The sequence below is a fragment of the Falsiruegeria mediterranea M17 genome, from assembly GCF_900302455.1.
GTDB classification, from domain to species: domain Bacteria; phylum Pseudomonadota; class Alphaproteobacteria; order Rhodobacterales; family Rhodobacteraceae; genus Falsiruegeria; species Falsiruegeria mediterranea.
The window spans coordinates 1-23,407 of record NZ_ONZG01000014.1; the positions used below are offsets into that span (position 1 = coordinate 1).

Genomic DNA, 23,407 nt, shown 5'->3' on the forward strand with positions numbered 1-23,407 from the left:
GCTGGATCTCGGGGCGTTTGTCGACCTCGTCGATCACCCCGGCCAGTTGTTTACACGGAACGGTCGTCACGAATTCGATCCCGTTCGAGATCAGATCATCCGTGATCCTCTTGTCTATGGTCATTGGTCGCCTTTCGACTGCTTCAAGGTTTCCTTCCCTTTCAGGCAGTTTTCGCGCGTTTCAAAGCACATACTTGGCGATTGCAGAACACTTAATTGGAAATTGCAAAACAGAAAATTTGACGGTGACTGAGAGGTGTCAGAGACGCTTGGTATCAGGATACCAATGCGTGTTCGGTCATTTGGACGACGAGTGCCTGTGCGGCTTCCAGATCGACGGGATCGGCGCGGGTTGCATGTTGCAGCCAGACCCCATCCATCAAAGCCACGATCATATGTGCTTTCTTTTCTGCCACTTCAGGCGCGAACAAGGGGATGATCGCTTGTGTGATGACATCCAAATTCATCCGCTGATACCGCAGCAGCTCGGCGTGGCAGTCCGCATCTGACCCGGCAAGATAATACAGGGTGAGCCAAACGGACGACAGTCGCCGGTTGGACAGTTCCGGGGCCAGGGCCATCCGCACCAACGCCAGAACACGATCCCGCGGCGCCGCGTCCTGGTTTGAAACCGCCGAGAGCTGGGAGTCGTAGCTTGTGATCGCGTGTCGGATCATTGCCAGAAGCAGCCCATGCTTGGTGTCGAAGTGATGGCATATCAACCCGGCCGAAACATTGGCTCTCTGTGCGACATCACGGATTTTCAAGGCGCAGAACCCTTTTTCAACCAATTCATCCATGGCGGAGTGGATGATCTGCAGCTTGCGATGTTCTGTGTCCGAGGCGCGTGACATGGGCGTTCCGTCTGGCAGGGTCGTCCCGTTGTTACCTGTCCTCACTACCAAGCGCCAGTCAGTTTGTTGAACTGTGGTTCAATCAATCGTTGAACCGCAGTTCAGTCAATGCTAGCAACTTTGAAAACTCACCACCCAGAGGCCCAACATGATCCGCGCTCTTGATCTGACTGATGCCAACTCCCACGATTTGCTGGCCAAGCCGCGTCAGATGGAAATGACCGCGCCCGAAAAAGCGTCTCCCACCGAGTGGGAGAACCTGGTGATCGACCGGGCGTCTGACGAGGCGCGGGTGGGGACTTGGAAATGTGAACCCTACACCGACGAAATCGTCGACTACGAATATGACGAGTTCATGTACATGATCAGCGGCATGGTCGAATTGATCTATCCGGATGGCACAACCGACACCTTTGGCCCCGGTCAGGCGTTCCTGCTGCCCAAAGGGTTCACCGGCACCTGGAAGCAGCCGCAAACGGTCGTCAAATTCATGGCGATGATCCGCTGACCGGGATGGAGCGCTACGACTACATCATCGTTGGCGCTGGATCAGCGGGTTGTGTGCTGGCCTATCGATTGGGCAAGGACACCCGCAAACGCATTCTGGTGATCGAGGCCGGTGGCGATGATCGCGCAACCATTGTGCGGATGCCGTCGGCGCTGTCGATCCCGATGAACACCCGGCGGTTCAACTGGGGTTTTGTCACCGAACCGGAACCTTATCTGGATGGCCGGGTGATGAACCTGCCCCGTGGCAAGGGGCTGGGCGGGTCCAGTTCGATCAACGGGATGTGTTATGTGCGCGGCAATCCCATGGATTACGAATTGTGGGCCGATCATGGTGCTGTCGGATGGCGCTGGTCCACGGTGCTGCCCTATTTCCAAAGGTTGGAGCACGCCACTGACATGGGCGTGTTGCGTGGACATGGTGGTCCGATTCATGTCACGCGCGGGGTCGAGGCAAACCCGCTTTATCAGGCGTTTGTCGAGGCCGGTGTTCAGGCGGGATATGCCCGCAGTGCCAACATGAATGATCTCCAGCATGAGGGGTTCGGCCCGATGGAGATGAACGTAAAGGGCGGCGAGCGGTGCAGCGCGGCAGTGGCCTATTTGCGGCCGGCGATGGCGCGGGGCAACGTTCGGGTCGTGACCCATGCCCAAACAACCCGGATCGTGACCGAGGGGCGCCGCGCGATTGGGGTGGAGTATGGGCGAAAATGGCAGATCATCAAAGCCTTGGGGGATGAGGTGATCCTGTCATCCGGGTCGATCATGTCTCCGGCTGTCTTGCAACGCTCTGGCATCGGGCCAGGTGCAGAGCTGCAGAAAGCGGGAATTCCGGTGGTACATGATTTGCCAGGTGTGGGCGGCAACCTGATGGATCACCTGGAACTCTACGTTCAGCAGGAATGCACGCAGCCGGTGTCGCTATTTCCGCATATGAGCCTGTTCGGGAAGGCCCGGATCGGGCTGCGGTGGCTTTTGCGACGCGACGGGTTGGGCGCGACCAATCATTTCGAGGCGGGAGCGCACATCCGGAGCAGGGCAGGGGTCAGCTATCCGGACATTCAGTTTCATTTCCTGCCGTTGGCAATTTCCTATGACGGGAAATCCTTGGCCAAGGGGCACGGGTTTCAGGTCCACGTGGGCACCAAACGGTCGAAAAGCCGGGGTTGGGTGCGGTTGGACCCATCCGACGCGACAAAGCCGCCTCGTGTGCAGTTCAACTATATGAGCCACGCCGATGATTGGAGGGAGATGCGCGCCTGTGTGCGGCTGACGCGCGAAATCTTTGCCCAACCCGCCATGGCTGCCTTTGCCGGGCGTGAGCTGGCGCCGGGGGCGGACTGCACCAGCAATGACCAAATTGATCAGTTCATCAAGGACAAGGTCGAAAGCGCCTATCACCCTTGCGGCACCTGTCGGATGGGTTCGGACGCGCAGGCCGTCGTCAATCCCGAAACCATGCGTGTCTATGGGGTGGACGGGCTGCGGGTTGTCGATGCCTCAGTCATGCCGCAAGCCACGGCAGGGGATCTTAACGTGCCCACGCTGATGTTGGCTGAACGGGCTTCTGATTTGATCTTGGGCACCCATCTGCCAGTTGCCGAAACAGCGCCTGTAATGGTGGATGGGGATTGGCAGGGTCAGCAGCGCTCGGCCAAGATTGCGCTTGATTTGAACGGAGCGGACACTGCGGCGATCTTTGCCCGGGAGAGGGCCATGACAGGGGGCATTACATACTCGTGAGCAGGTGACCCAATGTCCCCGAACCTGCCGAAGCCGATGAACGCCTTGCCGTGGCCGAAGATCCGCATCGATTGCAAGCGACTCACACCCAAGCGGCACGTGTTGGGTGTAGTCATGTCGCCTGTGGTAACCACGCAAACCTGGCCTGACGATCCAGACGCCAAGACAGGTGGCAGTGGCGTTCAAAGGCTATGGCATTTTCAACCTGGTACAGGGTTCCATCGCGCAAATGCGAGGTGATCAACGGCTCGGGAAGGTAAGCGGAGCCACCGTGCGCCAAAAGATGCGACAACGCCCAGTCTGGGTTGGAAAAGGATGCAGATGCGGTTTCGTCGCTGGGCCATGTTTCTGCGTGTTGAGCCCGAAAACCCTCGCCATAGTTGACATAGATATAATCTGGATGCCACTCGACTGCCTTGCGGGGGCGGGTCGAAACCTGCATCAGCTCGTACGTGTCGAAGACGCGGCTTTTCAGATCGGGTCCAGTAATTGGCTCGGGCAGCAAAGCGGCATCGCTCATCCCGCTTTGCAACCATGATCGAGCATCACTTGTTCCTGCTGTCCACACTTCAAACGCGGTGTCCGGGTTGCGGTTGCGTAGGTCGTCAATCCAGCTCTGCCCCAACCCAGTCCACAGGCCCGGATCACATGCCAAGCTAAAAACAGTCGTCACGCCATGCGGCAGGCTGATCCGGGCGCGCGCATTGTCCCATGCGCGCGCGATCACCTGCGCCTGTTCTAGAAAGGAAAACCCTTCTTTCGTAAGCGTCGCCCCCTTGCGCGACCGGATCAGAAGCTGTGCGCCAAGTGCGTGTTCCAAGCCGTCCAGCCGGGCGGATACGGCGGATTGGGTAATGTTCATCTCTTCTGCTGCACGGTTCAGGTTTCTGGTGCGCACAACGCTGAGAAAGGTTTGGATTGCAGTGATATTCATATGCCGATAGTGCAATAATTTCGAATTACAGGATAGAATAAATCCGTTTTCCTGATTTAAAGATCTCTGGCACCCTTGGGCGAAAGGGAGGCCTCACATTGGAATTCAGCATTCAGTTGTCCGCCGATTATCCGGATAAGGCTTATGGCGGGGATCGGGTCTATGCAGATATGTTAGAGCAGGCCAAGCTGGCCGACCGGTTGGGGTTCGACGCGGTGTCTGTCACCGAACATCACCTGATCAACTGCCTCATGATGCCCGCGCCCTTGCAATTTGCAGTCAAGATTGCGGCGCATACGCAGCGGATCAAGATCATGACGTCGATCGTGGTGCTGCCGCTGCATGATATGCGCACCTACGCGGGTGAGGTGGTCGTGGCCGACATCTTTACTGAGGGGCGTCTGATGCTGGGAGTCGGGCGAGGGGCCTTCAAGTACGAGATGGAGCGGTTGGGCGTCCCGATGGATGAGACCCAGGCCCGGTTCAATGAATCGCTGGATGTGCTGCAGGCGCTTCTAAGCCGCGAAGAAGTCAGTTGGGATGGAGAGTTCTATCAGTTCGAGCCGATCACCATCATGCCGCGTCCGCTGCGCTCTGGTGGTCCGCAGATGATGATGGCGGTGATGAACCCCGAAGGGATCTATTCTTGCACCAAACGGGGATTTCACATCCAGACAACGCCTCTTGCGGGCAATCATCAGTTGCTGCTGGATCAGGTGGGCGGGTTCAATCGTGCCAAGGACGAGATGGGAGACGCGGGGCGTGACCTGACGCTCTCGTTGTCACGTGTGGGATTTGTCGCGCACTCGCAGGCGGACCGGCAAGCCAAGATCGAGGCTGCGCACCGTTACTATAGCCGGTTCGACAACGTCTTCACCGGGCCGGGGCAGGTTGACGGCGGCATGATCCGTGAACTGCCGCGCAAGCAGACGATGGATGAGTTGGCTGAAAGCCTGCTGATCGGTACACCGCAAGAGATCGTGGACAAACTGGCGCCTTACGCTGATCTGGGCATTGACCGGGTTATCTTGAACGTCAACTTTGGCTGCGATGCGCAGGAAACACTGGAGGCGATCCAATGTTTCGGCGAAGAGGTCATGCCCCATTTTACCGGGCGTCCAGCGGTCGCCGCCGAGTGATCGAGTATTGAAGAAAAAGGAAGGCAACTATGCCCATCATCCGTGTTGAAATGTTCACCGGCCGTAGCGAAGAGCAAAAACGCGCGCTGGTCCAGGATCTGACAGAGGCCTTTGTGGGCGCGGCAGGAGGCAACCCCGACAGTGTCCATGTGGTGATTACGGATGTAGATAAGGGAAACTGGGGATCGGGTGGGCAACTGTGTTCAGAAAAGTTCCCGGACTAGTGGGGTGATCATGATGGATGTGATTGACTGCGAATACACGGTGCAGGGCGACGGCCCGCCGTTGTTTCTGATCCACGGGATCGGGGCCGCACGCAATACGTGGAGACGGGCGTTGCCCGAGCTGACACGTCATTTCACCGTGATCACCTATGATCTGCGCGGGCACGGGGCCTCTCCCATGCCTGATGGGGAATTCGGATTGGATGAGCTGGTCAACGACCTCGAGGCTCTGCGCGCTCGCACCGGGTTTGAGCAGGCACATTTCGCCGGGCATTCCCTGGGCGGAATGATCGGTCCGGCGTACGCGTTGAAGCACCCCGACCGGGTTTTGTCGCTGGGGCTGTTGTCTACGGCCGCCTTCCGCACCGATGATGACAGCGTCAAGGTCTGGGGTGTTGTCCACGCGATGGAAGAGAAGGGCATTCCCCAAGTGCTGGAAACACTGACCGCGCGGTGGTTTACCGATGATTTCCTGACCTCTCACCCGGATGTCGTACGCAACCGGCTGAAGCAGGTCGTGGACACCGATCCGGATGTCTTTCTGAACGTCTTTCGCATCTATGCAGGGACGGAAATGGCGCCTTGGCTGGATCAGGTTTCCGCACCTTCGTTGGTCCTGACCGGAGAGAACGATGGTGGCTGCAATCCGCGCCTCAACCGATTGATCAATGCGGCTCTGCCGCACTCGGACCTGGTGATCCTGCCCGAGTTGCGGCATTCGATCTTGCTGGAAGCGGGCGAGGTTGTGGCCGAACACCTGATCCGGTTCGTCAACTCATTGCGTTAGTTGATTTAAGATCAGTGTGCTTCACAGAGTGGGGCCGGAAAGCGGGATCATGTGTGTGGTCGACATTCCGATTTCGACCGAGCGAAAAACCGCATTTTACCGGTCAACTGAGATTGAAACGATGCGTCTACGCTTTCCGAATGACGTCTGCGGCTTTTTCAGCAATCATGATGACAGGGGATGCAGTGTTGCCCGAGACGATTTTGGGCATGATCGATGCATCCACAACACGTAGCCCGTCCAACCCACGCACCCGCAGTTCTGGGTCGACCACTGCCAAATCATCCGTGCCCATTTTGCACGTGCCGACGGGATGGAAAATGGTGGTTGCAATGTCCCCTACGGCTTTGACGAGATCCGCGTCGCTCTGAACGGTTGGACCGGGCAGGATCTCTTCTGGCTCATATTGCTCAAGGGCGGCGGCGGTCATGATCTGGCGGGCCTGCTGCACCGATTTCGCCGCCACCATCCGATCTCTCGGCGCCGAGAGATAGTTGAGCCGGATGTCGGGTTGCGCATCGCGATCAGCGGTTGTGATGTGGCAGTGACCGACGCTTTCAGGGCGTAGGTTGCAAACCGAGACGGTGATGGCCGGGAACGGATGCAGCGGATCGCCCAGCTTGTCCGTCGACAGCGGTTGTACGTGGTATTCCAGATCAGGCGTGGCCAGTGAGGGGTCTGATTTGGTAAACATGCCGAACTGACTGGGCGCCATCGACATCGGCCCCGATTGGGTCAGCCCGTATTGCAACGCGATCCGCGCCTTGCCCCACATCGAATTGGCCAAAGTGTTCAGCGTCTGCGCGTTCTTCACCTTGAACACGGTGCGGATCTGCAAATGGTCCTGCAGGTTCTCGCCCACGCCGGGGCTTTCGTGCTGCACCTCGATTCCCTGCGCGTTCAACACATCGCCCCGACCAATACCTGACAGTTCGAGCAGCTTGGGCGAGTTGATTGCACCCGCCGCCAACAATACCTCGCGGTTTGCCCGCGCCTCAAGCATCTGGCCCTTGCGGCGGAAGCGGATGCCGCGCACGGTCTTTCCCTCAAGGATCAGGCTGTCGGTCGTGGCCTCGGTCAGCACCCGTAAGTTCGGGCGTTTCATTGCCGGCCTTAGAAACCCCTTGGCTGTATTCCAACGCACGCCGTTATTCTGGTTGACCTCGAAGAAACCCGACCCTTCGTTGTTGCCATCGTTAAAGTCACCGCGCGGAGTGATCCCGAACTCCTTGGCGCCCTCTTGCACCGCCTTCAGGATGTCCCAGCTCAGCTTTTGTTTCTGAACCTTCCACTCACCACCCTTGCGATGCATGTCGCTGTCGCCTTCGTGGTGATCTTCGGATTTCAGAAAGTAGGGTAGCACATCGTCCCAGCCCCATCCCGCATTCCCCATCTGCCGCCAGCCGTCATAATCCGCCGCTTGACCACGCATGTAGATCATCCCGTTGACCGAGCTGCAGCCGCCCAGGACCTTGCCCCGCGGATAAACAAGCGAGCGCCCGTTCAAGCCGGGCTCGGCAGCCGTTTTCATCATCCAATCGGTGCGCGGATTGCCAATGCAATAAAGGTATCCAACCGGGATATGAACCCAGTGATAATTGTCGGATTTCCCCGCCTCCAGCAGCAAAACCCGAATGCCGGGGTCTTCGCTCAGGCGGTTGGCCAGCACACACCCCGCTGTCCCGGCCCCCACGATGACATAGTCGTATTCACCGTCCAGCACACTGTGTTCTGTCATCCGCCTGCCTGTTTCCATTGGAGTTGTCATGACAAGTATCACCGTGCCCCTTTGGTTTCGCAACAGGTTCCGCTACCAGCATCACGCGTCATTCTGTCCAAGTTTTGGTCGCCATTGCGACATGGAAACACACGCAATCGGACTGGACCGTGGCGGCTTGCGCCAATAAGGAACTGGTATGGCCCAAGAATTACCAAAATCGCGATGTTGTCCGCCTGCGACCGAACAGCGACAGACGGCGAAATCTCAAACCCGCCCAATCAAAGGTCAGCTGCGCGTCGAAGATGCTGTATCGATCCCCGGCGGAACAGCCTTGGTCGGAACCAACACGCCAATCATCCGCGATGATGGCGAAGACCCGCTGCGCAAGGCTAAGGTCAAACCGTTCCGCGTGGCCGCAACGGCCGTGACAAACGCGCAATTCCAAGCCTTTGTCGAGGCGACGGGATACGTGACCGAGGCCGAGAGGATCGGCTGGTCGTTTGTCTTCTGGTCACAACTGCCTGCTGGGGTGGGTCCCAAACAAGCGGTCCCAGGTGCCGAATGGTGGCGGCGCGAAGATGGTGCGAACTGGCGCGATATAAACGGGCCAGGCACGCAGAAAGACGCCTGGTTCCCGGATCACCCGGTTGTTCAGGTGTCGTGGAATGATGCACAGGCTTATGCCGCTTGGGTGGGCGGACGGCTTCCGACCGAGGCCGAATGGGAACATGCAGCCCGCGGAGGTTTGGGCGAAGTGATGTTTCCCTGGGGCGATCAAGAGCCCAACGACACCGACTTCATGCCTTGCAACATCTGGCAAGGACAGTTTCCGAAGATTAACACTGGGGCCGACGGCTATCTGGCCACGGCGCCGGCGCGTAGTTTCGAACCTAACGGCTATGGCCTGTACAACGTCGTCGGCAATGTCTGGGAATGGACATCCGAGCCGTTTCGCATCAAGTCCCTGAAAAAGCACGTCCGGCAAAGGCTGGCGGGGATGAAGGGGTTCAAACTGTCCAAGGGCGGATCTTACCTGTGCCACCGATCTTATTGCTATCGGTACCGGGTGGCCGCACGCTCGGGCACGTCGCCGGACAGCGCCACCACCCACCACGGGTTTCGTATCGTCTGGCCCATGGCTGAGTGATCGCCACCAGGCCAGACGCCTTAATTCAGGGGATCAAGCGACCCCATCTTCGGCCATGACATCGGCGAAGGACTTGAAGAATTTCGCGGCCAACTTCTTGGCGGTGCTCTGGATCAATCGGCTGCCCAATTGCGCCAGCTTGCCGCCGATCTGGGCCTTGGCCTCGTAGCGCAATATCGTCTCGTCCCCGTCTGCCGTCAGCGTCACATCCGCGCCGCCCTTGGCGTGACCAGCCGCACCACCGTTGCCTTTTCCGGTCAGCGAAAACTGATCCGGCGCGCCTGCGGTGTCCAGCTGTACGTCACCGTTGAACCGTGCCTTCACCGGTCCAACCTTGAGCACAACCTTGGCCTCAAGCTCAGCGTCCGAATGTTTGATCAATTCCTCACAGCCTGGGATGCATTTCTGCAGCACCTCGGGGTTGTTCAGGGCGGCATACACCACGTCTTTGGGCGCACTGATCCTTATCTCATCAGAGAGTTCCATGGGGTTCCTTTCTTGTCTTTAGCAGCAGGGAAATTTGATGCGGGCCAGTTGGTCCGCCTGTTCGGGGCTCAGTGCGCAACGTCGTTTCAGACGGGTAAGCACGCGAGCCAGAGTCAGGGTGCACCGGTGCAAGAGGTCAGAGATCATCATTGGCCCCCCGCGTGATGGCGCTCCGGCGCACCTGGATCAATTCGGCCAGGATTGACAATGCGATCTCTTCGGGTGTGACAGCCCCGATATCCAACCCTGCGGGGGCTGAAATCCGATTAATCCGGTCTTGTGGCGTGTCACCTCGCAGTTTGTCGGCCAGTGTTGCGAACTTTCGTTTGCTGCCGACAAAGGCCAGATGCACGACATCGACCCCAAGGGCAGATTTCAGTGCGGCAAGATCACCTTGTCCTTGCGTGGCGACTACAATGGCGCGCGTACGGGGTGCGCGTGCGTTGCTGTCTACGTCTCGGGCGATTGACCAATGAAATTGGGGGGCCAGTTCCGCCAGGGCTTCGGCCACCGGGGATGTGCCCAGAACAACCAACTCGGGCATCGGCAGGCAGGGTTCGATAAAAATGTCTACGGTGCCACGCGACGGGCAACCGTTTCGCGCGTATTTTACACCGTCGGTTTCTTCACCGGGTGAAACGCCCATCTCGGACAGCAGCTCTTCGGGCGCTACCGAGATCAGGGCGGGCGACCCGGTTGCCAACGCCTCAAGAGCCGCCCGTTTGACCGCACCTCGGGTGCATCCACCGCCCAGGAACCCGTGCAGGATGGTGCCGTCCGATCCGATCAACGCCTTGGCGCCCGGCTTGGCAGCAGTGACCCCTGCGGTTCGCACGATGGTGGCAAAGGCAAACGGCTCTTCGCGGTCGCGCAGGGATTGAGCGACTTCGGCCAGTTCGGTGGACAGGATCTCGGCCGGGGTCATAGCTTGACAACCTCGCGTTCCAACGCCGCCAGATCATCCAGCGTGTTGGCCGATGCAAACAGATCGAGATGCGGTAAGGCTGCGGCCATTCCGGCGGCAACAGGCGCGTAATCTTGCCATCCTTTGAGCGGGTTGAGCCAGATGATCCGGCATCCCCGCTTGCGCAGCTTGGTCAGGGCCGTGTCCAGACGCGCGGGATCAGAGGTGTCATAGCCATCCGACAGGATCATCACGACCGAGCGGCCATCAACAAAGCGTTTGGCATAAGTTCCGGCAAAACGGTCCAGGCTTTCGCCGATCTTGGACCCGCCCCCGAACCCGTCGGCCATCAGCGACATGCGCCCAATGGCCCGCATGGCATCACGATCTCGCAACGCGTCGGTGATCCGAACAAGCCGTGTGTGAAACAGATAGGCATCGGCGTTGGGATCGCCGCGCATCAAGCCGGCCAGAAAGGCCAGAAACACCTGCGCGTAAACGCTCATCGAACCGGACACATCGCACAAGGCAACAATCTTGCGGTCGCGATCGGGGCGGGATTTGCGGAACAGACGCAGAGGCTCGCCCCCTGTTGCCAAGCTCCTGCGGATGGTCTTGCGGAAATGCAACCGGTCCCCCTTGCGCGCCGCGATCCGCCGCCGCGAACGCTTGTCACGGAGGGCCGCACCAAGTCGCCGCGCCACGGCTTCGGCCTGAGCAATGTCGTCGGGTCGGACCAGATCACGCAGATCCTTGCGGGTCAGGTTGCGCACCTCGCTGGCGATCAGCTTGCCTTCACCATCGCTTTCGGCCTCGCCTTGACCACCCTCTGGCGCGGTGGATTGGCCCGCACCAGAGCCATCCTGACCACCCGCCTCGCGGGACGAATGTACCGCGTCATTGCCGGTTTGTGGCTTGGGCTTTGCCACGATTTTCTGATGCACCCGACCGCCGTCCATCCAGTAACTGTTGAACAAGTCGTCGAATCGGCGAGCATCTTCCTTGCAGCCCGTGCAAACTGCCTTCAGTGCCCCGCGCGCCTCGCTCGGCTGGGCGGCGTCAACATGGATCAACGCGGACATGGCTGTCTCGGTTTCCCGAACACCCAAGCGCATCCCGTTGTGACGCAGATGCGCAAGAAACCCCGCCATTCGCGCCGTGGCGCCGGGATCGCGGCCCGCAAATTTGGTGACCCGGCTCATGCCGCTTTCCCCGCGATGCGCTGCGCCACCTCGGTGGTGATGTGGGCGCGATCGGATTGGGTTTTCAGCAGTGTTGTCAGGCTGGCCTGCAAGGCTGCCGGATCATCGGTCAGATCGGCAATTCCTAGCCCCATCAGCGCAGCGGCAAAATCCAGCGTCTCTGCGACGCCAGGCACTTTTTCAAGTTCCTCTTTTCGCAAGGTCTGCACGAACCCGATGATTTGTTGTGCCAATCGCGCCTCGATCCCCCCGCAGCGCGCATTCAGGATCGCAAGCTCGGTATCGCGATCGGGATAATCGACATAAGCAAACAAGCAGCGGCGCCGCAGCGCATCCGACAGGTCGCGGGTGCCGTTCGAGGTCAAGATGACGTGCGGTGTGGCGGTAGCTGTTATCGTTCCAAGCTCAGGGACAGTCACCTGATAGTCGGCCAGGATTTCCAACAGAAAGGCTTCGAATTCTTCGTCGGCCCGGTCAATCTCGTCGATCAGCAGGACTGGAGCGACAGATTGGGAGATAGCCGCAAGCAGCGGTCGCTCCAGCAGATACTCTCGTGAGAAAATGCGGTCCTCGACCGTTTGCCCGGTTTCTCCGGCCTCCGACGCTGTCCGGATGGCCAGCAATTGACGTTGATAATTCCATTCGTAGATTGCCTGCGCTGCATCCAGTCCCTCGTAGCATTGCAACCGGATCAGTCGCGTGTCACGCAAGCTGGCCAGAACCTTGGCCACTTCGGTTTTGCCAACGCCCGCGGCCCCTTCCAGGAGCAAGGGTCGCCTCAGTGAAAGCGACAGATGTAGCGCCATGGCCAGATCATCCGAGGCGACATAACCGGCCTTCGCCATGTCCCGTTTCAGGTCCAAATAGGTCACAATGCTTTTCCCAAGGTTTCGTTCTGCGACAAAAAAGGGGGGAGGTGCGGAGGGGGTCTCCCCCTCCGCATTGGTCGGATCGGCTTTGCCGATCCGAAACCCTTTCTTTAGCCGTGCAGCCCCAATTCATTGGCAGTCTTCCAGATCCGCCAATGATCATGCGGCATATGGGTGTGACGCAGTCCGAATGCACGGAATGCATCGTTCACCGCGTTCGAAAAGCACGGTACACCGCCAACATGGGGGCTCTCACCCACGCCCTTGGCCCCAATGGGATGGTGCGGGCTGGGGGTGACGGTGTGGTCGGTCTCATAGTTGGGCACCTCCCACGCAGTTGGCAGGAAGAAGTCCATGAGCGTGCCGGTCTTCACGTTGCCCATGTCGTCATAGGCGATCTCCTGCCCTAGGGCGACGGCCAGCGCTTCGGTCAGCCCACCATGCACCTGCCCCTCGATGATCATCGGGTTGATCCGGGTGCCACAGTCATCCAGCGCATAAAAACGGCGGATGTCCGTCACGCCCGTGTCCACATCGATGTCCATCACACAGACATAGGCGCCAAAGGGATAGGTCATGTTGGGCGGATCGTAGTAGCTCACCGCTTCCAGACCAGGTTCGATCCCGGGGATGGCCTGATTGTAGGCGGCAAAGGCGATCTCTTTCATCGTCTTGAACTTCTCGGGTGCGCCTTTGACCACGAACCGGTCGACGTCGAATTCCACGTCATCGTCGTGCACCTCCAGCAGATAGGCCGCGATCATCTGCGCCTTGGCGCGGATCTTGCGCCCGGCCATCGCCGTGGCAGCACCCGCAACCGGGGTCGACCGCGAGCCATAAGTACCCAGACCATAAGGCGCGGTATCGGTGTCACCTTCTTCGATGGTGATGCTGTCGGCGGGCAGGCCAATCTCGGTTGCCAGGATCTGAGCAAATGTCGTGGCGTGCCCCTGGCCCTGGCTGATGGTGCCAAGCCGTGCAATCGCTGACCCGGTCGGGTGAATACGGATCTCACAGCTGTCGAACATGCCAAGACCCAGGATGTCACAGTTCTTGACCGGCCCGGCTCCAACGATTTCCGTGAAATGCGTCAGGCCAATACCCATCAGCTTGCGGGTTTTGCCCGCTTTGAAGTCCTCGACCCGCTGCGCCTGTTCTGCTCGCAGACCATCGTAGTCGACAGCTTTCAGCGCCTTGTCCCAAGCGGTGTGATAGTCGCCTGAATCGTATTCCCATCCCAAAGCGGACTGATAGGGGAACTGATCTTTTTTGATGAAGTTGATCCGGCGCAACTCGGCTGCGTCCATGTTCAGCTCGATCGCAAGGATTTCGACCATGCGTTCGATGAAATACGCGGCCTCAGTCACGCGGAACGAACAGCGATAGGATACACCGCCCGGCGCCTTGTTGGTATAGACACCATCAACAGCCAGATAGGCGGTCGGGATGTCGTAAGATCCGGTGCAGATGTTCATGAAGCCGGCCGGGAACTTGGTCGGGTCAGCACAGGCGTCGAACCCGCCGTGATCTGCAGTGGTGTGACACCACAAGCCGGTGATCTTGCCTTCTTTGGTGGCGCTGATCTTGCCGTGCATGTGATAATCGCGGGCAAAGGCCGTGGTCATCAGATTTTCCATCCGATCTTCGACCCATTTCACCGGCACGCCGGTCACGATGGACGCAACGACCGAGCAGACATAGCCGGGATAAGCCCCCACCTTGTTGCCAAAGCCCCCGCCGATGTCGGGCGAAATCACGCGGATGTTGTGCTCTTCTATCCCTGAGATCAGCGACACGACCGTGCGGATCGCGTGCGGTGCCTGAAAGGTGCCGTGCAGGGTCAGTTTGCCGTTGACCTTGTCCATCGACGCCACGCAGCCGCAGGTTTCCAGCGGGCAGGGGTGGGTGCGGTGGTAATAGACCATTTCTTCAGCGACGACATCAGCCTCATCCAGCACTTGTTGGGTCGCTTCTTTTTCACCGACTTCCCAGGTGAAGATGTGGTTGTGATGTTTGCGTGGCCCATGGGCACCGTCCGGCAACGCACCGCCTTCGCCCATCAGATCCTCTCGCAGCACCACGTCCGACTCCATGGCGGCAAAGGGATCGGTCAGAACCGGCAGTTCCTCATATTCGACCTCGACCAATTCCACGGCATCAGCGGCGATGTAGCGGTCCTTGGCGACAACATAGGCAACCTCTTGCCCCTGAAACAGAACCTTGCCGTCGGCCAGAACCATCTGCTTGTCGCCCGCAAGCGTCGGCATCCAATGCAAACCTAGTGGGGCCAAATCGGCCGCGGTCAGAACTGCGACCACCCCGTCCAGCGCCATGGCGGCGTCTGTGTTGATCGATACGACCTTTGCGTGGGCATAGGGCGAGCGCACGAAATCGCCGTGCAGCATACCCGGCAGCTTGATGTCGTCGACATAGTTACCCTTGCCTTGGGTGAACCTGGCATCTTCGACGCGTTTGCGTTTGCAACCCATCCCGCCGAGTGCGTCAGTGCGTTCTTCGCGTGTAAGCTCCTTGTTCATTCTGCGGCCTCCTTGGCTGCGTTCATCTCGGTCGCGGCGGCGAGGATGGACTTGACGATGTTCTGATAACCGGTGCAGCGGCAGATGTTGCCAGCCATGCCAAAGCGAACTTCTTCTTCAGTCGGGGACGGATTTTCTTCCAACAACTTGGACGCACGTGTAATCATCCCCGGCGTACAGAAGCCGCATTGCAGCCCGTGATGTTCCTTGAATGCCTCTTGCAGCACATGCAGGCTGTCGGGATTACCCAAACCTTCGATGGTCGTGATGTCCGCGCCATCGGCCTGCGCCACAAAGACAGTGCAGGATTTCACGGATTTTCCGTCGAGCGTCACGGTGCACGCCCCACAATGCGAGGTCTCGCAACCGATGTGCGGCCCGGTTATGTTCAACCGTTCACGCAGGGTGTGAATGAGCAACTCGCGCGGTTCGGCCAGAAACTCTTGCGCTTCGCCGTTCACGGTCATGGTGATATGTTTCTTACCTGACATGGTGTCCTCTCCCTCAGGCTCGCGACCAGGCGCGCGCGATGGCGCGGCCCAAGACGACAGATGCAGCGTGGCGTTTGAATTCGATGGGCCCGCGGTTGTCTTCGGTCGGGTCGATGTCGCCCAGCATGGCGCCGACCGCGGCCGAGATTGCAGCGTCATCGACCGATGTCCCGGCGAGCGCAGCGCCAGCTGCTTCAGACCAGATCGGCGTGTCGCTGAGATTGGTCATCGCGATCGAGGCAGAAGTGCACACGCCGCCTTCTTTGGTCAGCAGCACGGCTGCGGCGGCTGTCGCGTAATCACCAATTTTGCGTTTCTGTTTCTCATAGGCATAACCACCAGCTTGCGCTGCGAAGCTGACGGCCGTCAAAACCTCTGCATCATCACGGTCGGTCATATAAGCGGCTTCGTAGAATTCACGCGCCGCCACCGTGCGCTCCCCGTCCGGACCCACCAATGTGAATGTCGCATCCAGACACTGCATCAGCCCTGGCATGTCGTTGCCGGGATCACCGTTAGCAACGTTACCACCGACGGTGCCCATGTACCGGACCTGTGGGTCCGCGATCTGAAGAGCGGCTTCGTGCATGATCGGAGCAGCACCCGCGAGCGCGTCACTGGTGATGATGTCATTTTGCGTCGTCATCGCACCGATGCGCACCGAACCGCCGTCAACGGCAATGCCGGACATTCCGGCGACATCCTGCAGGTCGATCAGATGTTCGACGTCTGCCATGCGCAGTTTCATCATCGGGATCAGGCTGTGCCCCCCCGCAAGGACGCGGGCGTCGTCGCCATGCTCAACAAGCACGGACAAAACACCCTCTAGATCCTTGGGTCGATGGTATTCAAAGGCCGCTGGAATCATTGCCTCTCCTCCCTTCAGCAATTTTCTGGCTGAGCGAAAGGCTGCATGGCGCAACTGCAGAAGGCTTTAAATAACGCTTTGTTTTCGCGTGTTTTGCACGAAATGCGCCGTCGGTTGCACGAGTTGCGCCGCTGGATCACTGAAAGGCGTCTTGCGCTTCTTTCAGATGCGAGCGGCTAACGGGGACGGGCGGCAAGCTGGCGGGTTCAAAGGTGCAGCGCCCTTTGTCCTTGGCCCGTTCGAACCGGGAAACCTTGTTGGGGTTCACGATGTAGCTGCGATGCACCTTGATGAATCCGTTCGAGGTCAGGCGCTTGGTGGCCTCGGTGATCGGCCAAACGCAGAAATGGCGTTCAGTGTCGGTGTAGACTTGGGTGTAGTGCCCGTCGGCCCGGACAAAGGCCACGTCAGCGGCTGGAATGAACACCTTGCCCCCATCACGCTCGCAGGGGATGCGCGTGTCATGCGGGAGCGGATCTGGAGCGGGAGCCAACGGGGGATCAGTGATTTCAGGCCGGGCAGGGGCGGGCATCAGATAGGTCGAGCCCACCCACAGGAATGCGCCAAAGATCACAAAGCTCGACAGGATGACGCCGATTGCCATGACCTCGTTGCTGATCAAAGGGCCAAACTCGCGGATCTCGGGCAGAGCGACGAAATTGGTCGTCTCCATCGCCAGGAAATGCACCGAGAACACGGCAAATCCGAAACACAACGTACCGATGATGATGTTGCGGTTCGACCGCACACCATAGGCGGTGCCAAAGGCCAGGATGCAAAGCCCGATGGCCAGCGCTGACGAACTGAGGACACCAAAGGGTGTGTAAACCGCGCGGCACAACTGCATACCGGCCATGCCGACATAATGCATCGCCAGGATGCCAGCACCAACGATTGCCCCGGCAGACACGATGACCGCTTTGCTGCGCGTGGTGAAATGCAACAGCACCAGCGCAAAGCCCACCATCAGGATCGCAATCAAGGCCGATGTCAGCGTGATCGCCGCATCGTAGTAGAACAGGATCGGCAACTGCATCCCCAGCATCGCCACGAAATGCATCGACCAGATGCCACCTCCAAGCGCAATGGCGGCCAGAGAAACAGCCAGCTTGCGCTGCGGTACGGATTTACTCGACAGGTCCTTGGTCAAGGTCAGACCGGTGGCACCAGCCACCAAGGCAACAACCAGCGATACGGCCACCAGCCAGGGGTTATGTCCGACGTTCAGAAATTCCATCCCGGGACAATGCAGCACCACAGGCGGCTTTGCAAACTCAGGAAGTCACGGGTTCGAGGATGACAAAACGCGATGAATTTCATCATGCATCGAATTCGGACTTGATAGCAGGGGTAAAAATTTAGTGTTTCACTCGGTAATTATGTCTTGAGCAAATCACTCAAGCATTCACAAAGGGCAAAAAAATGCCCCGCACGTCTTTGAAACTGACAACCGCGCTTGTCGCAACAACCCTGTTTGCCGGCGCCACTTACGCTGCTGAAACCTATGGCCCGTTCCCGATCACGGTCAAAGGCTATGCGGGCGACAAAACCAAATCGGTTTCCTATTCCGGTCAAGCGGCGCGCCATCTTCTGCACGACAGCTTGAAGAAACTGGCCGGCAAAGGTGACGGTGGCGCAAACGCGGCAGAAGTTGAGGGCGCTCTGCTGTCCTACTTCAACGGCGCCGAAGGTGATCTGGACATTGTCGCCCCGACCTCCAAGGGCGATTTCAAGATCAAGCAGACCACGCTAAACGAAATTTCCAAAGGCAAGAACATCTCGGGCAAGTTCTATGACGGTGCGATGCCTGCATGGCCCGGCGTCATGACCGGCCACGAAGTCCCGACCCACATGATCAAACATGCAGCACTGTCCGAAGGTGGCTATGATGCGGCCAACGGCTATGACAGGGGTCAGCTGATTTCCAAGTTCACCATGGGCGCAATGGCCTAAGCGATGAGGGCGTCGGGACGAGAATGGAGCGATCATCGAGGCTTATGGCTTCGACCTTTCGCCGCTTTCAGCACGCGCTGCTGAGGTCGAACAGCTTCAGGCCGTATTGCAAGGCGAACGTGAGCTCTGCATGCGTCTGAAGTGTCAGATCACGGTTGCGCGCCGAATGATCCACGCGCGGATTGAAGCAGCGCTGAGCGGCTCCTGGACGTATCTCGCCGAGTTGTTTGAAGACCTTTTGAAACGCCTTCCGCGCCGAAATACGACCTCTGAGACACTCTCAAAGCTATTGGCAGGGTTCAAAGAGCTTCAGGACCGTGTGGAGGCTACGTATTTCGAAGCACAAGGAACGGATGAAGTTGTGGATAACCCCGCTGAAATCAAGGAACAAGTGCCTAGTAAGACTCAAGAAATGGACCCCACGGAGGTCATTCCCGAACCTCACATACTAACTACTAATCAACTTAATCCTGTAATCTGTATTCGCTCAATAGATGAACATAGGGCCGACGCAGCGCCGAAGTCTCAAACCAAAGATCCGGCGGATAGTGAGTTGGAAGAATGGGTGGAAGAAACACGCAAAAAGCGCGAAACGGCGCTTGATTTGCCGTCAGTGATGCAGGCTTTTCCTGAAACCGCATCCTGGGCGCGCAATATGGGTGGATATCTGAAGGATTGGAGCGATCTTCACCGGGTGGCGGGAAAACTCGGGCCAATGATCGGCGTTCTCAGCATGCCTTGAACGTCGCGCAAGACCGGCTTGGACCTCAAATCGCGACGGCAGCGCTGGTTTTGACCTGCGATAAGCATTGCGCCGACGAAGTTGCCTCTCCTGGCGGATACCTGCGTGGCATGGTGCAAAAAGCTGGGGCAGGGGAGTTGCATCTCGAGCGTAGCTTCTACGGTCGATTGAGTGAACAAGCAGCGTAAGGATTTTGAAGGGCGACTGACATTGCCATGTACTGCCAAGGAGTAGGCAGATCACATGGTTACTCGCAACGTTGTCCTGACTGATACGCAGGATCAATTGGTACAGGCTTTGGTCGCGTCTGGTCGCTATCAGAATGTGAGCGAAGCGATGCGCGCTGGATTGCGGCTTATGGAGCAGGAAGAAGCACAGCTTGCCGACATTCGGAACGGGCTGATTGAAGGTCTCAGGCAGGCCGACACGGGTGATCTGGCCGACGGTAGCGGCGCAGATGCGGTTCGCAGGGCCTTTGCGAGGGCGCGAACGACGTCATGAGCCGACCCTTTCGGCTGACCCGCCGCGCCGAAGCGAGCTTGGGCGAAATCGCACGCTGGACGGTGGAAACGTTCGGAGCACGTTAGCGGGATATCTATGAGGTAGAGTTCACTTCCCGTTGCGAAGCGCTTGTGAATGGTCAGGCCTATAGCCGAAGTTGTTCGGTTCTGGTCGATGGGGTCACAGACCTCAGGTATTTCAGGGTAGGGGAGCATTTTGTGGTGTTCCTGGGTCGGCTCGAATACATCGTCTTTGTTGATATCCTGCATTCCCGCAGTGACCTTCCGCGCCATATTGCAGCTCTCGAAGCGCTCCGAAAAGGCGATGGCTGATCGCCTCACAGCCCTGCGGCTTTGGTGAGGTTGACGCGGAATCTGTTGCGTTGGCGTTGGTAGCGGCGGGTCATTTCGGCTGAGGCGTGACCGAGTTGTTTTTGCACATAGCGTTCGTCGACCTCGGCCGACGTGGCGAGACCGGCGCGCAGGGAGTGGCCTGAGAAGAGCGCGAGGCGCTCCTGCTCTGGCAGCTTTGACCGGATGCCGGATTTCAGGACGGATTGATTGATCAGGCGGGCGACGTGTTTGTCTGACAGGCGGGTGTCCAGCGCGCGTTTGCCGTCACGGCAGGTGCGCACAAAAACCGGGCCAAAGTCGATCTTGGCTAAGTGCAGCCACTGTTCTAGGGCTTGGACGGGGCAGGTCTGGTCCGAGGAACCGCGTCCGATTTCGACCTCGCGCCAGCCGGTTTTGGCGTTCAGGGTCAGCACGGCGCCATCATCGAGGATGTCGATTCAGCCGCCGCTGTCAAAGGTGTCGTCCTTGCCCGCATCCAGGTTGACAATTTCCGAGCGTCTGAGATCACCGGCATAACCCAGCAGCTGGATCGCCCGGTCCCGCAACCCGCGCAGGTCAAAGGGCAGGGTGGCCACCATGGCGAAGAGAAGACCGTTATGATCGACGTAACCTGTCTGAAGGCAAACCGCACAGCGGCCAGTATGGTCGTAAAAAAGGGGGGGCGTGAACACCTGATCGGGCGAACCAAAGGCGGCATGAACTCCAAGCTGCACGCCATCTGCGATAGCCCAGGGCGATTGCTTGATCTGTTCGTGACCGCCGGCCAGGTGAGCGATTACATCGGCGTGCGAGCTTTGCTCATTAGCCTCCCAAAGGTCGATTAGCTACTCGGGGATCGCGGCTACGATGCCGAATGGTTCAGAGAAGCGTTGCAAGACAAAGGGATACGCGCATGTATTCCAAGGCGAAAACAACGCGTAAAGACCGTGAAATACGATAAGCGACGCTATAAGCGGCGTAATCAGATCGAGTTCATGTTCGGAAGGCTCCAGAACTGGTGGCGTGTGGCTACAGGTTACGACAGGCGCCTGAAGGTATTCCTGTCAGCCATCGCTCTCGTGGCAACCGTCATCTACTGGCTAAGAAACGCAATGAGATGCCGTAACGGGGCCTGCGTCACACACCGCCGTTAGCATTTGTCAGATCCGCACCGCGCTGCCGCCATTCCCGTATTGAACCTATATGGAAGACGACGGGATGAGACCGTTCCTTAGATTGGATGTATCACTCGCCAAGACTGCGATCTGGGTGATCAGCGAGCATGGTGAGATTATCAAGGAGGCTGAGGCTGCGAGTGATCCTGAGAATCTAGCCTGTTGGCTGGGTGATCGTACTGATGAATTGCCCGCGATCTGGGCAACAGCAAAACCACTGTTCTCGACATTATGAAACGTCATCGCGAAAATTCTTAGGGTGGCATTCTGCCTCCAGCCGGATCAGACCCCAAAAACGCCATGAAATGAAGCAGCGTTGCGCATGAAATCCAATAGATGCTGAATGAATACGGGCGTGCCGACAGATCGGATTGCCAGGGCAATCAGGCTCGCGTCAGACTCTTGCTGTGTCTCATCGATAAACTAGTTCCACCACGCAAACCCAATCGCTGACACTCTGATCAATAGGAGCGGTTCTAGCAACTTGTTGCTACATCGTTTCCCTGTTGCAGCCTCTATTGGGCTTAGTCCGGCTGGTCTTGTGCCAGCTGAGTTTTGATGTTCCACCACTTCGGCTGATAGGATTGAAAGCTGTGTGAAGAGGCAATCAGATCGTCGTGTTCCGTTGTGTCGAAACACCCAACCAAAAGGGCAATCGTTGGTTGGTCATCAATTGCACCGATTGTACTACCGCAAGCCGGGCAAAAAGCGCGGCTGGAAATCGCGGATGAGCGGTACGTCGAAGGGGGGCCACCTTCTCCCGTCCAGGACACAGCAGATTTTGGGAATTCGACCCAAGCGGCGCTAAGAGATCCGGTGTGTCGTTGACACATTTTGCAAGAACAAGTGTGTGGGTTTTCAGCCTTGGCGGTTGTCTCAAATCGGATTGAACCACACAGGCATCCTCCACGGTGCATGATCTCTGCCATTGCGCATCCTCCCTTTCAGCGAAACCTGTCGGCCATGGTGACTATGTGACTAAAAAGAAAGCAATTACGGGATTGGTTTCTTTGTTTGGAAGTCGCAAGCTGGGCTGCTCTGGCGCGCCTTATACAAAGATATTCTGTTGCATATGCTGCGACAAACGGTTTGGGTAGCTGACAAACTGTGAATTTACAGGTTTTCTAGGGACAAGGAAAGGATACGAGCAGATGCCAACACAGGTTTTGATCTACAAAGACCCAGTTCCGCTAAACGCGCAGAACCATGCAGAACTTTGCATTAAGCCAGGAACCAGTTTTCAGTTTGCCGCCAGTATCAATTCGGTGCCCTTGACCGCCGCGGAATTTGCACAGGCATCAGCCAGCTATCCAATCGTTTTCACCGGTGAAGGAGACAACATCGTTCCTGCTGCTATACTTGGCTTCGGAAAAGAAGAGAATGTTTTCGTTGATGCTGAAGGAGGTTGGACAGGAAGTTATGTTCCGGCTTTTCTGCGTCGATACCCGTTCGTCTTCAGCGACGAGACAAAGGATGGGCAGCTCATACTTTTTGTTGATCAAGCTTTTGAAGGCTGCAACTTTGAGGGGCGTGGTGAAAGGCTTTTTGATGTTGAAGGCAATCACACGGGCTATCTGAAAACAGTTCTGGGTTTCTTGCAGGAATACCAGGCGTCGTTTGCCAGAACGCAAGCATTCTGTAGTCGGCTTTCTCGCTTGGGGCTGCTTCGTCCAGCCGAGGCCAATTGGCGAAACCCTGACGGAGAAGGGCAGCGTCTCGGCGGATTCCTGACCGTTGATCGGGAGGCCCTCAAAAACATTGATGACGGCGAGCTGCGGGAAATGTTCGCAAATGACGAACTGGAATGCGTGTATCTCCATCTCGCGTCCCTACGTCACATTGAGGCGATCGCGCAGCGTGCTGCGGACCGAGGCAGCGAAGCCCCGGAGGAGCCTACTGTTGCTCAGGCACTGGGGAAAATAATGGATGTTGCTGAACAAGGTGACGTTGCTATCGAACCCGGTGAAGACGAGGGGTAAGTGCCGCCTCCGGCCAACTAGTTAACTTGCGAATCACTGACGAAACACACGCTGGCTAAAGATGATTGATGATTTGAGCCGGTTATTTGTGATGGTCAGTGATCAATTAACCTCGGCTCAGGCGGCATAAGAATCTGAAATTTTACGATTTTTTCTTGTTCTCCGCGGATTGCCTTTGATCTGAAAACAGTATGTTTCGACGTTGTGTGAAATGGTTCATTTTTCGTTTTGGCGATCTTCGGATAACATAAATTTCATCTACGCTTTTAGGTGTGTAGCGTTTCTTCGCACCGATGACCCCAGGTGATGAACA

22 protein-coding genes and 4 pseudogenes are annotated in these 23,407 nt (G+C 57.8%); 12 read left to right on the forward strand and 14 right to left on the reverse strand.

Going from position 1 to position 23,407, the window contains the following annotated elements:
* Positions 1 to 124 (reverse strand): annotated as a pseudogene (locus TRM7615_RS26180) (sulfopyruvate decarboxylase subunit alpha); the annotation flags it as partial.
* A gap of 151 nt (positions 125 to 275) precedes the next feature.
* Positions 276 to 854, reverse strand: coding sequence for a TetR family transcriptional regulator C-terminal domain-containing protein (locus TRM7615_RS21855; protein ID WP_108791756.1), 579 nt, complete (start codon positions 852 to 854; stop codon positions 276 to 278).
* 148 nt (positions 855 to 1,002) lie between these two features.
* Between TRM7615_RS21855 and TRM7615_RS21860 the strand changes: the two genes are divergently transcribed.
* Together TRM7615_RS21860 and TRM7615_RS21865 are read left to right on the forward strand one after the other, a co-directional pair.
* The gene (locus tag TRM7615_RS21860) at positions 1,003 to 1,362 is read left to right on the forward strand and encodes a cupin domain-containing protein (protein ID WP_108791758.1); all 360 of its coding nucleotides are present in this window, start codon (positions 1,003 to 1,005) and stop codon (positions 1,360 to 1,362) included.
* 5 nt (positions 1,363 to 1,367) lie between these two features.
* Complete coding sequence (locus TRM7615_RS21865; protein ID WP_108791760.1) at positions 1,368 to 3,104, forward strand: choline dehydrogenase; 1,737 nt, start codon at positions 1,368 to 1,370, stop codon at positions 3,102 to 3,104.
* Positions 3,105 to 3,216: 112 nt separating this feature from the next.
* On the opposite strand, the gene TRM7615_RS21870 is transcribed toward TRM7615_RS21865, so the two are convergent.
* Positions 3,217 to 4,038: a LysR family transcriptional regulator gene (locus TRM7615_RS21870; RefSeq protein WP_125133727.1), complete on the reverse strand. Its 822-nt coding sequence runs from the start codon at positions 4,036 to 4,038 to the stop codon at positions 3,217 to 3,219.
* 98 nt (positions 4,039 to 4,136) lie between these two features.
* Here TRM7615_RS21870 and TRM7615_RS21875 point away from each other — a divergent pair, with 98 nt between their 5' ends.
* From TRM7615_RS21875 to TRM7615_RS21885, 3 genes and pseudogenes are all read left to right on the forward strand, one after another.
* Entirely contained in the window at positions 4,137 to 5,177 is a 1,041-nt protein-coding gene (locus tag TRM7615_RS21875; RefSeq protein ID WP_108791764.1) for an LLM class flavin-dependent oxidoreductase, read from the forward strand.
* A 26-nt stretch (positions 5,178 to 5,203) separates the two neighbouring features.
* A pseudogene (thmT, locus tag TRM7615_RS21880) lies at positions 5,204 to 5,401 on the forward strand (2-hydroxymuconate tautomerase); the annotation flags it as partial.
* A 10-nt stretch (positions 5,402 to 5,411) separates the two neighbouring features.
* A complete protein-coding gene (locus TRM7615_RS21885) occupies positions 5,412 to 6,188 on the forward strand; it encodes an alpha/beta fold hydrolase (RefSeq protein WP_108791768.1) in 777 nt (258 codons plus the stop codon).
* A 127-nt stretch (positions 6,189 to 6,315) separates the two neighbouring features.
* Here TRM7615_RS21885 and TRM7615_RS21890 read toward each other — a convergent pair whose 3' ends face one another.
* Entirely contained in the window at positions 6,316 to 7,926 is a 1,611-nt protein-coding gene (locus TRM7615_RS21890; RefSeq protein WP_108791935.1) for a GMC family oxidoreductase, read from the reverse strand.
* A gap of 178 nt (positions 7,927 to 8,104) precedes the next feature.
* Here TRM7615_RS21890 and TRM7615_RS21895 point away from each other — a divergent pair, with 178 nt between their 5' ends.
* Entirely contained in the window at positions 8,105 to 9,055 is a 951-nt protein-coding gene (locus TRM7615_RS21895) for a formylglycine-generating enzyme family protein (protein WP_108791770.1), read from the forward strand.
* Positions 9,056 to 9,088: 33 nt separating this feature from the next.
* Here TRM7615_RS21895 and TRM7615_RS21900 read toward each other — a convergent pair whose 3' ends face one another.
* From TRM7615_RS21900 to TRM7615_RS21935, 8 genes are all read right to left on the reverse strand, one after another.
* Positions 9,089 to 9,541, reverse strand: coding sequence for an SRPBCC family protein (locus TRM7615_RS21900; RefSeq protein WP_108791772.1), 453 nt, complete (start codon positions 9,539 to 9,541; stop codon positions 9,089 to 9,091).
* Between the two features lie 136 nt (positions 9,542 to 9,677).
* Positions 9,678 to 10,466: an XdhC family protein gene (locus tag TRM7615_RS21905; protein WP_108791774.1), complete on the reverse strand. Its 789-nt coding sequence runs from the start codon at positions 10,464 to 10,466 to the stop codon at positions 9,678 to 9,680.
* On the reverse strand, positions 10,463 to 11,647 hold the full coding sequence (locus TRM7615_RS21910; protein WP_108791776.1) for a vWA domain-containing protein: 1,185 nt from the start codon (positions 11,645 to 11,647) through the stop codon (positions 10,463 to 10,465). The genes TRM7615_RS21905 and TRM7615_RS21910 overlap by 4 nt, the downstream gene beginning before the upstream one ends.
* Positions 11,644 to 12,492, reverse strand: a complete 849-nt coding sequence (locus tag TRM7615_RS21915; protein ID WP_108791937.1) for an AAA family ATPase — start codon at positions 12,490 to 12,492, stop codon at positions 11,644 to 11,646. The genes TRM7615_RS21910 and TRM7615_RS21915 overlap by 4 nt, the downstream gene beginning before the upstream one ends.
* Before the next feature lie 134 nt (positions 12,493 to 12,626).
* A complete protein-coding gene (locus TRM7615_RS21920; protein ID WP_108791778.1) occupies positions 12,627 to 15,053 on the reverse strand; it encodes an aerobic carbon-monoxide dehydrogenase large subunit in 2,427 nt (808 codons plus the stop codon).
* Positions 15,050 to 15,544 (reverse strand): (2Fe-2S)-binding protein, encoded by a 495-nt coding sequence (locus tag TRM7615_RS21925; protein WP_108791780.1) that lies wholly within the window; start codon positions 15,542 to 15,544, stop codon positions 15,050 to 15,052. The genes TRM7615_RS21920 and TRM7615_RS21925 overlap by 4 nt, the downstream gene beginning before the upstream one ends.
* Before the next feature lie 13 nt (positions 15,545 to 15,557).
* Positions 15,558 to 16,412: an FAD binding domain-containing protein gene (locus tag TRM7615_RS21930; RefSeq protein WP_108791782.1), complete on the reverse strand. Its 855-nt coding sequence runs from the start codon at positions 16,410 to 16,412 to the stop codon at positions 15,558 to 15,560.
* Positions 16,413 to 16,548: 136 nt separating this feature from the next.
* A complete protein-coding gene (locus TRM7615_RS21935) occupies positions 16,549 to 17,649 on the reverse strand; it encodes an MHYT domain-containing protein (RefSeq protein ID WP_108791785.1) in 1,101 nt (366 codons plus the stop codon).
* 185 nt (positions 17,650 to 17,834) lie between these two features.
* On the opposite strand from TRM7615_RS21935, the gene TRM7615_RS21940 reads away from it, so the two are divergent.
* From TRM7615_RS21940 to TRM7615_RS21950, 4 genes are read left to right on the forward strand one after another with little or no spacing between them, the layout of a single operon-like run.
* Positions 17,835 to 18,365 carry a hypothetical protein gene (locus tag TRM7615_RS21940; protein ID WP_181893221.1) on the forward strand — a complete coding sequence of 177 codons (531 nt, stop codon included), beginning with the start codon at positions 17,835 to 17,837 and terminating at the stop codon, positions 18,363 to 18,365.
* Between the two features lie 34 nt (positions 18,366 to 18,399).
* Positions 18,400 to 19,107 (forward strand): helix-turn-helix domain-containing protein, encoded by a 708-nt coding sequence (locus tag TRM7615_RS21945; RefSeq protein ID WP_235824183.1) that lies wholly within the window; start codon positions 18,400 to 18,402, stop codon positions 19,105 to 19,107.
* Positions 19,104 to 19,295, forward strand: a complete 192-nt coding sequence (gene repC / locus TRM7615_RS26010; RefSeq protein ID WP_235824179.1) for a replication initiation protein RepC — start codon at positions 19,104 to 19,106, stop codon at positions 19,293 to 19,295. Before TRM7615_RS21945 ends, repC begins: the two co-directional genes overlap by 4 nt.
* A 55-nt stretch (positions 19,296 to 19,350) precedes the next feature.
* On the forward strand, positions 19,351 to 19,608 hold the full coding sequence (locus TRM7615_RS21950) for a type II toxin-antitoxin system ParD family antitoxin (RefSeq protein ID WP_108791787.1): 258 nt from the start codon (positions 19,351 to 19,353) through the stop codon (positions 19,606 to 19,608).
* A gap of 337 nt (positions 19,609 to 19,945) precedes the next feature.
* Here TRM7615_RS21950 and TRM7615_RS21960 read toward each other — a convergent pair.
* Positions 19,946 to 20,548 (reverse strand): annotated as a pseudogene (locus TRM7615_RS21960) (tyrosine-type recombinase/integrase); the annotation flags it as partial.
* On the opposite strand from TRM7615_RS21960, the pseudogene TRM7615_RS21965 reads away from it, so the two are divergent.
* A pseudogene (locus TRM7615_RS21965) lies at positions 20,543 to 21,094 on the forward strand (IS5 family transposase); the annotation flags it as partial. The pseudogenes TRM7615_RS21960 and TRM7615_RS21965 sit on opposite strands and share 6 nt — an antisense overlap.
* A 545-nt stretch (positions 21,095 to 21,639) precedes the next feature.
* Here the strand turns inward: TRM7615_RS21965 and TRM7615_RS26270 are convergent.
* On the reverse strand, positions 21,640 to 22,044 hold the full coding sequence (locus TRM7615_RS26270) for a GFA family protein (RefSeq protein WP_108791791.1): 405 nt from the start codon (positions 22,042 to 22,044) through the stop codon (positions 21,640 to 21,642).
* 222 nt (positions 22,045 to 22,266) lie between these two features.
* On the opposite strand from TRM7615_RS26270, the gene TRM7615_RS21980 reads away from it, so the two are divergent.
* Positions 22,267 to 23,094, forward strand: a complete 828-nt coding sequence (locus tag TRM7615_RS21980; RefSeq protein ID WP_108791793.1) for a SapC family protein — start codon at positions 22,267 to 22,269, stop codon at positions 23,092 to 23,094.
* The last annotated feature ends 313 nt before the right edge of the window (positions 23,095 to 23,407 follow it).

Coding starts and splice junctions, on each gene's coding strand:
- TRM7615_RS21885 (WP_108791768.1), top strand. CDS start 5,412: ATGATGGATGTGATTGACTGCGAATACACGGTGCAGGGCGACGGCCCG.
- TRM7615_RS21920 (WP_108791778.1), bottom strand. CDS start 15,053: ATGAACAAGGAGCTTACACGCGAAGAACGCACTGACGCACTCGGCGGG.
- TRM7615_RS21895 (WP_108791770.1), top strand. CDS start 8,105: ATGGCCCAAGAATTACCAAAATCGCGATGTTGTCCGCCTGCGACCGAA.
- TRM7615_RS21915 (WP_108791937.1), bottom strand. CDS start 12,492: ATGGCGAAGGCCGGTTATGTCGCCTCGGATGATCTGGCCATGGCGCTA.
- TRM7615_RS21950 (WP_108791787.1), top strand. CDS start 19,351: ATGGTTACTCGCAACGTTGTCCTGACTGATACGCAGGATCAATTGGTA.
- TRM7615_RS21900 (WP_108791772.1), bottom strand. CDS start 9,541: ATGGAACTCTCTGATGAGATAAGGATCAGTGCGCCCAAAGACGTGGTG.
- TRM7615_RS21860 (WP_108791758.1), top strand. CDS start 1,003: ATGATCCGCGCTCTTGATCTGACTGATGCCAACTCCCACGATTTGCTG.
- TRM7615_RS21925 (WP_108791780.1), bottom strand. CDS start 15,544: ATGTCAGGTAAGAAACATATCACCATGACCGTGAACGGCGAAGCGCAA.
- TRM7615_RS21910 (WP_108791776.1), bottom strand. CDS start 11,647: ATGAGCCGGGTCACCAAATTTGCGGGCCGCGATCCCGGCGCCACGGCG.
- TRM7615_RS21940 (WP_181893221.1), top strand. CDS start 17,835: ATGCCCCGCACGTCTTTGAAACTGACAACCGCGCTTGTCGCAACAACC.
- TRM7615_RS21930 (WP_108791782.1), bottom strand. CDS start 16,412: ATGATTCCAGCGGCCTTTGAATACCATCGACCCAAGGATCTAGAGGGT.
- TRM7615_RS21980 (WP_108791793.1), top strand. CDS start 22,267: ATGCCAACACAGGTTTTGATCTACAAAGACCCAGTTCCGCTAAACGCG.
- TRM7615_RS21905 (WP_108791774.1), bottom strand. CDS start 10,466: ATGACCCCGGCCGAGATCCTGTCCACCGAACTGGCCGAAGTCGCTCAA.
- TRM7615_RS21870 (WP_125133727.1), bottom strand. CDS start 4,038: ATGAATATCACTGCAATCCAAACCTTTCTCAGCGTTGTGCGCACCAGA.
- TRM7615_RS21865 (WP_108791760.1), top strand. CDS start 1,368: ATGGAGCGCTACGACTACATCATCGTTGGCGCTGGATCAGCGGGTTGT.
- TRM7615_RS26270 (WP_108791791.1), bottom strand. CDS start 22,044: ATGGCAGAGATCATGCACCGTGGAGGATGCCTGTGTGGTTCAATCCGA.
- TRM7615_RS21855 (WP_108791756.1), bottom strand. CDS start 854: ATGTCACGCGCCTCGGACACAGAACATCGCAAGCTGCAGATCATCCAC.
- TRM7615_RS21935 (WP_108791785.1), bottom strand. CDS start 17,649: ATGGAATTTCTGAACGTCGGACATAACCCCTGGCTGGTGGCCGTATCG.
- TRM7615_RS21890 (WP_108791935.1), bottom strand. CDS start 7,926: ATGACAGAACACAGTGTGCTGGACGGTGAATACGACTATGTCATCGTG.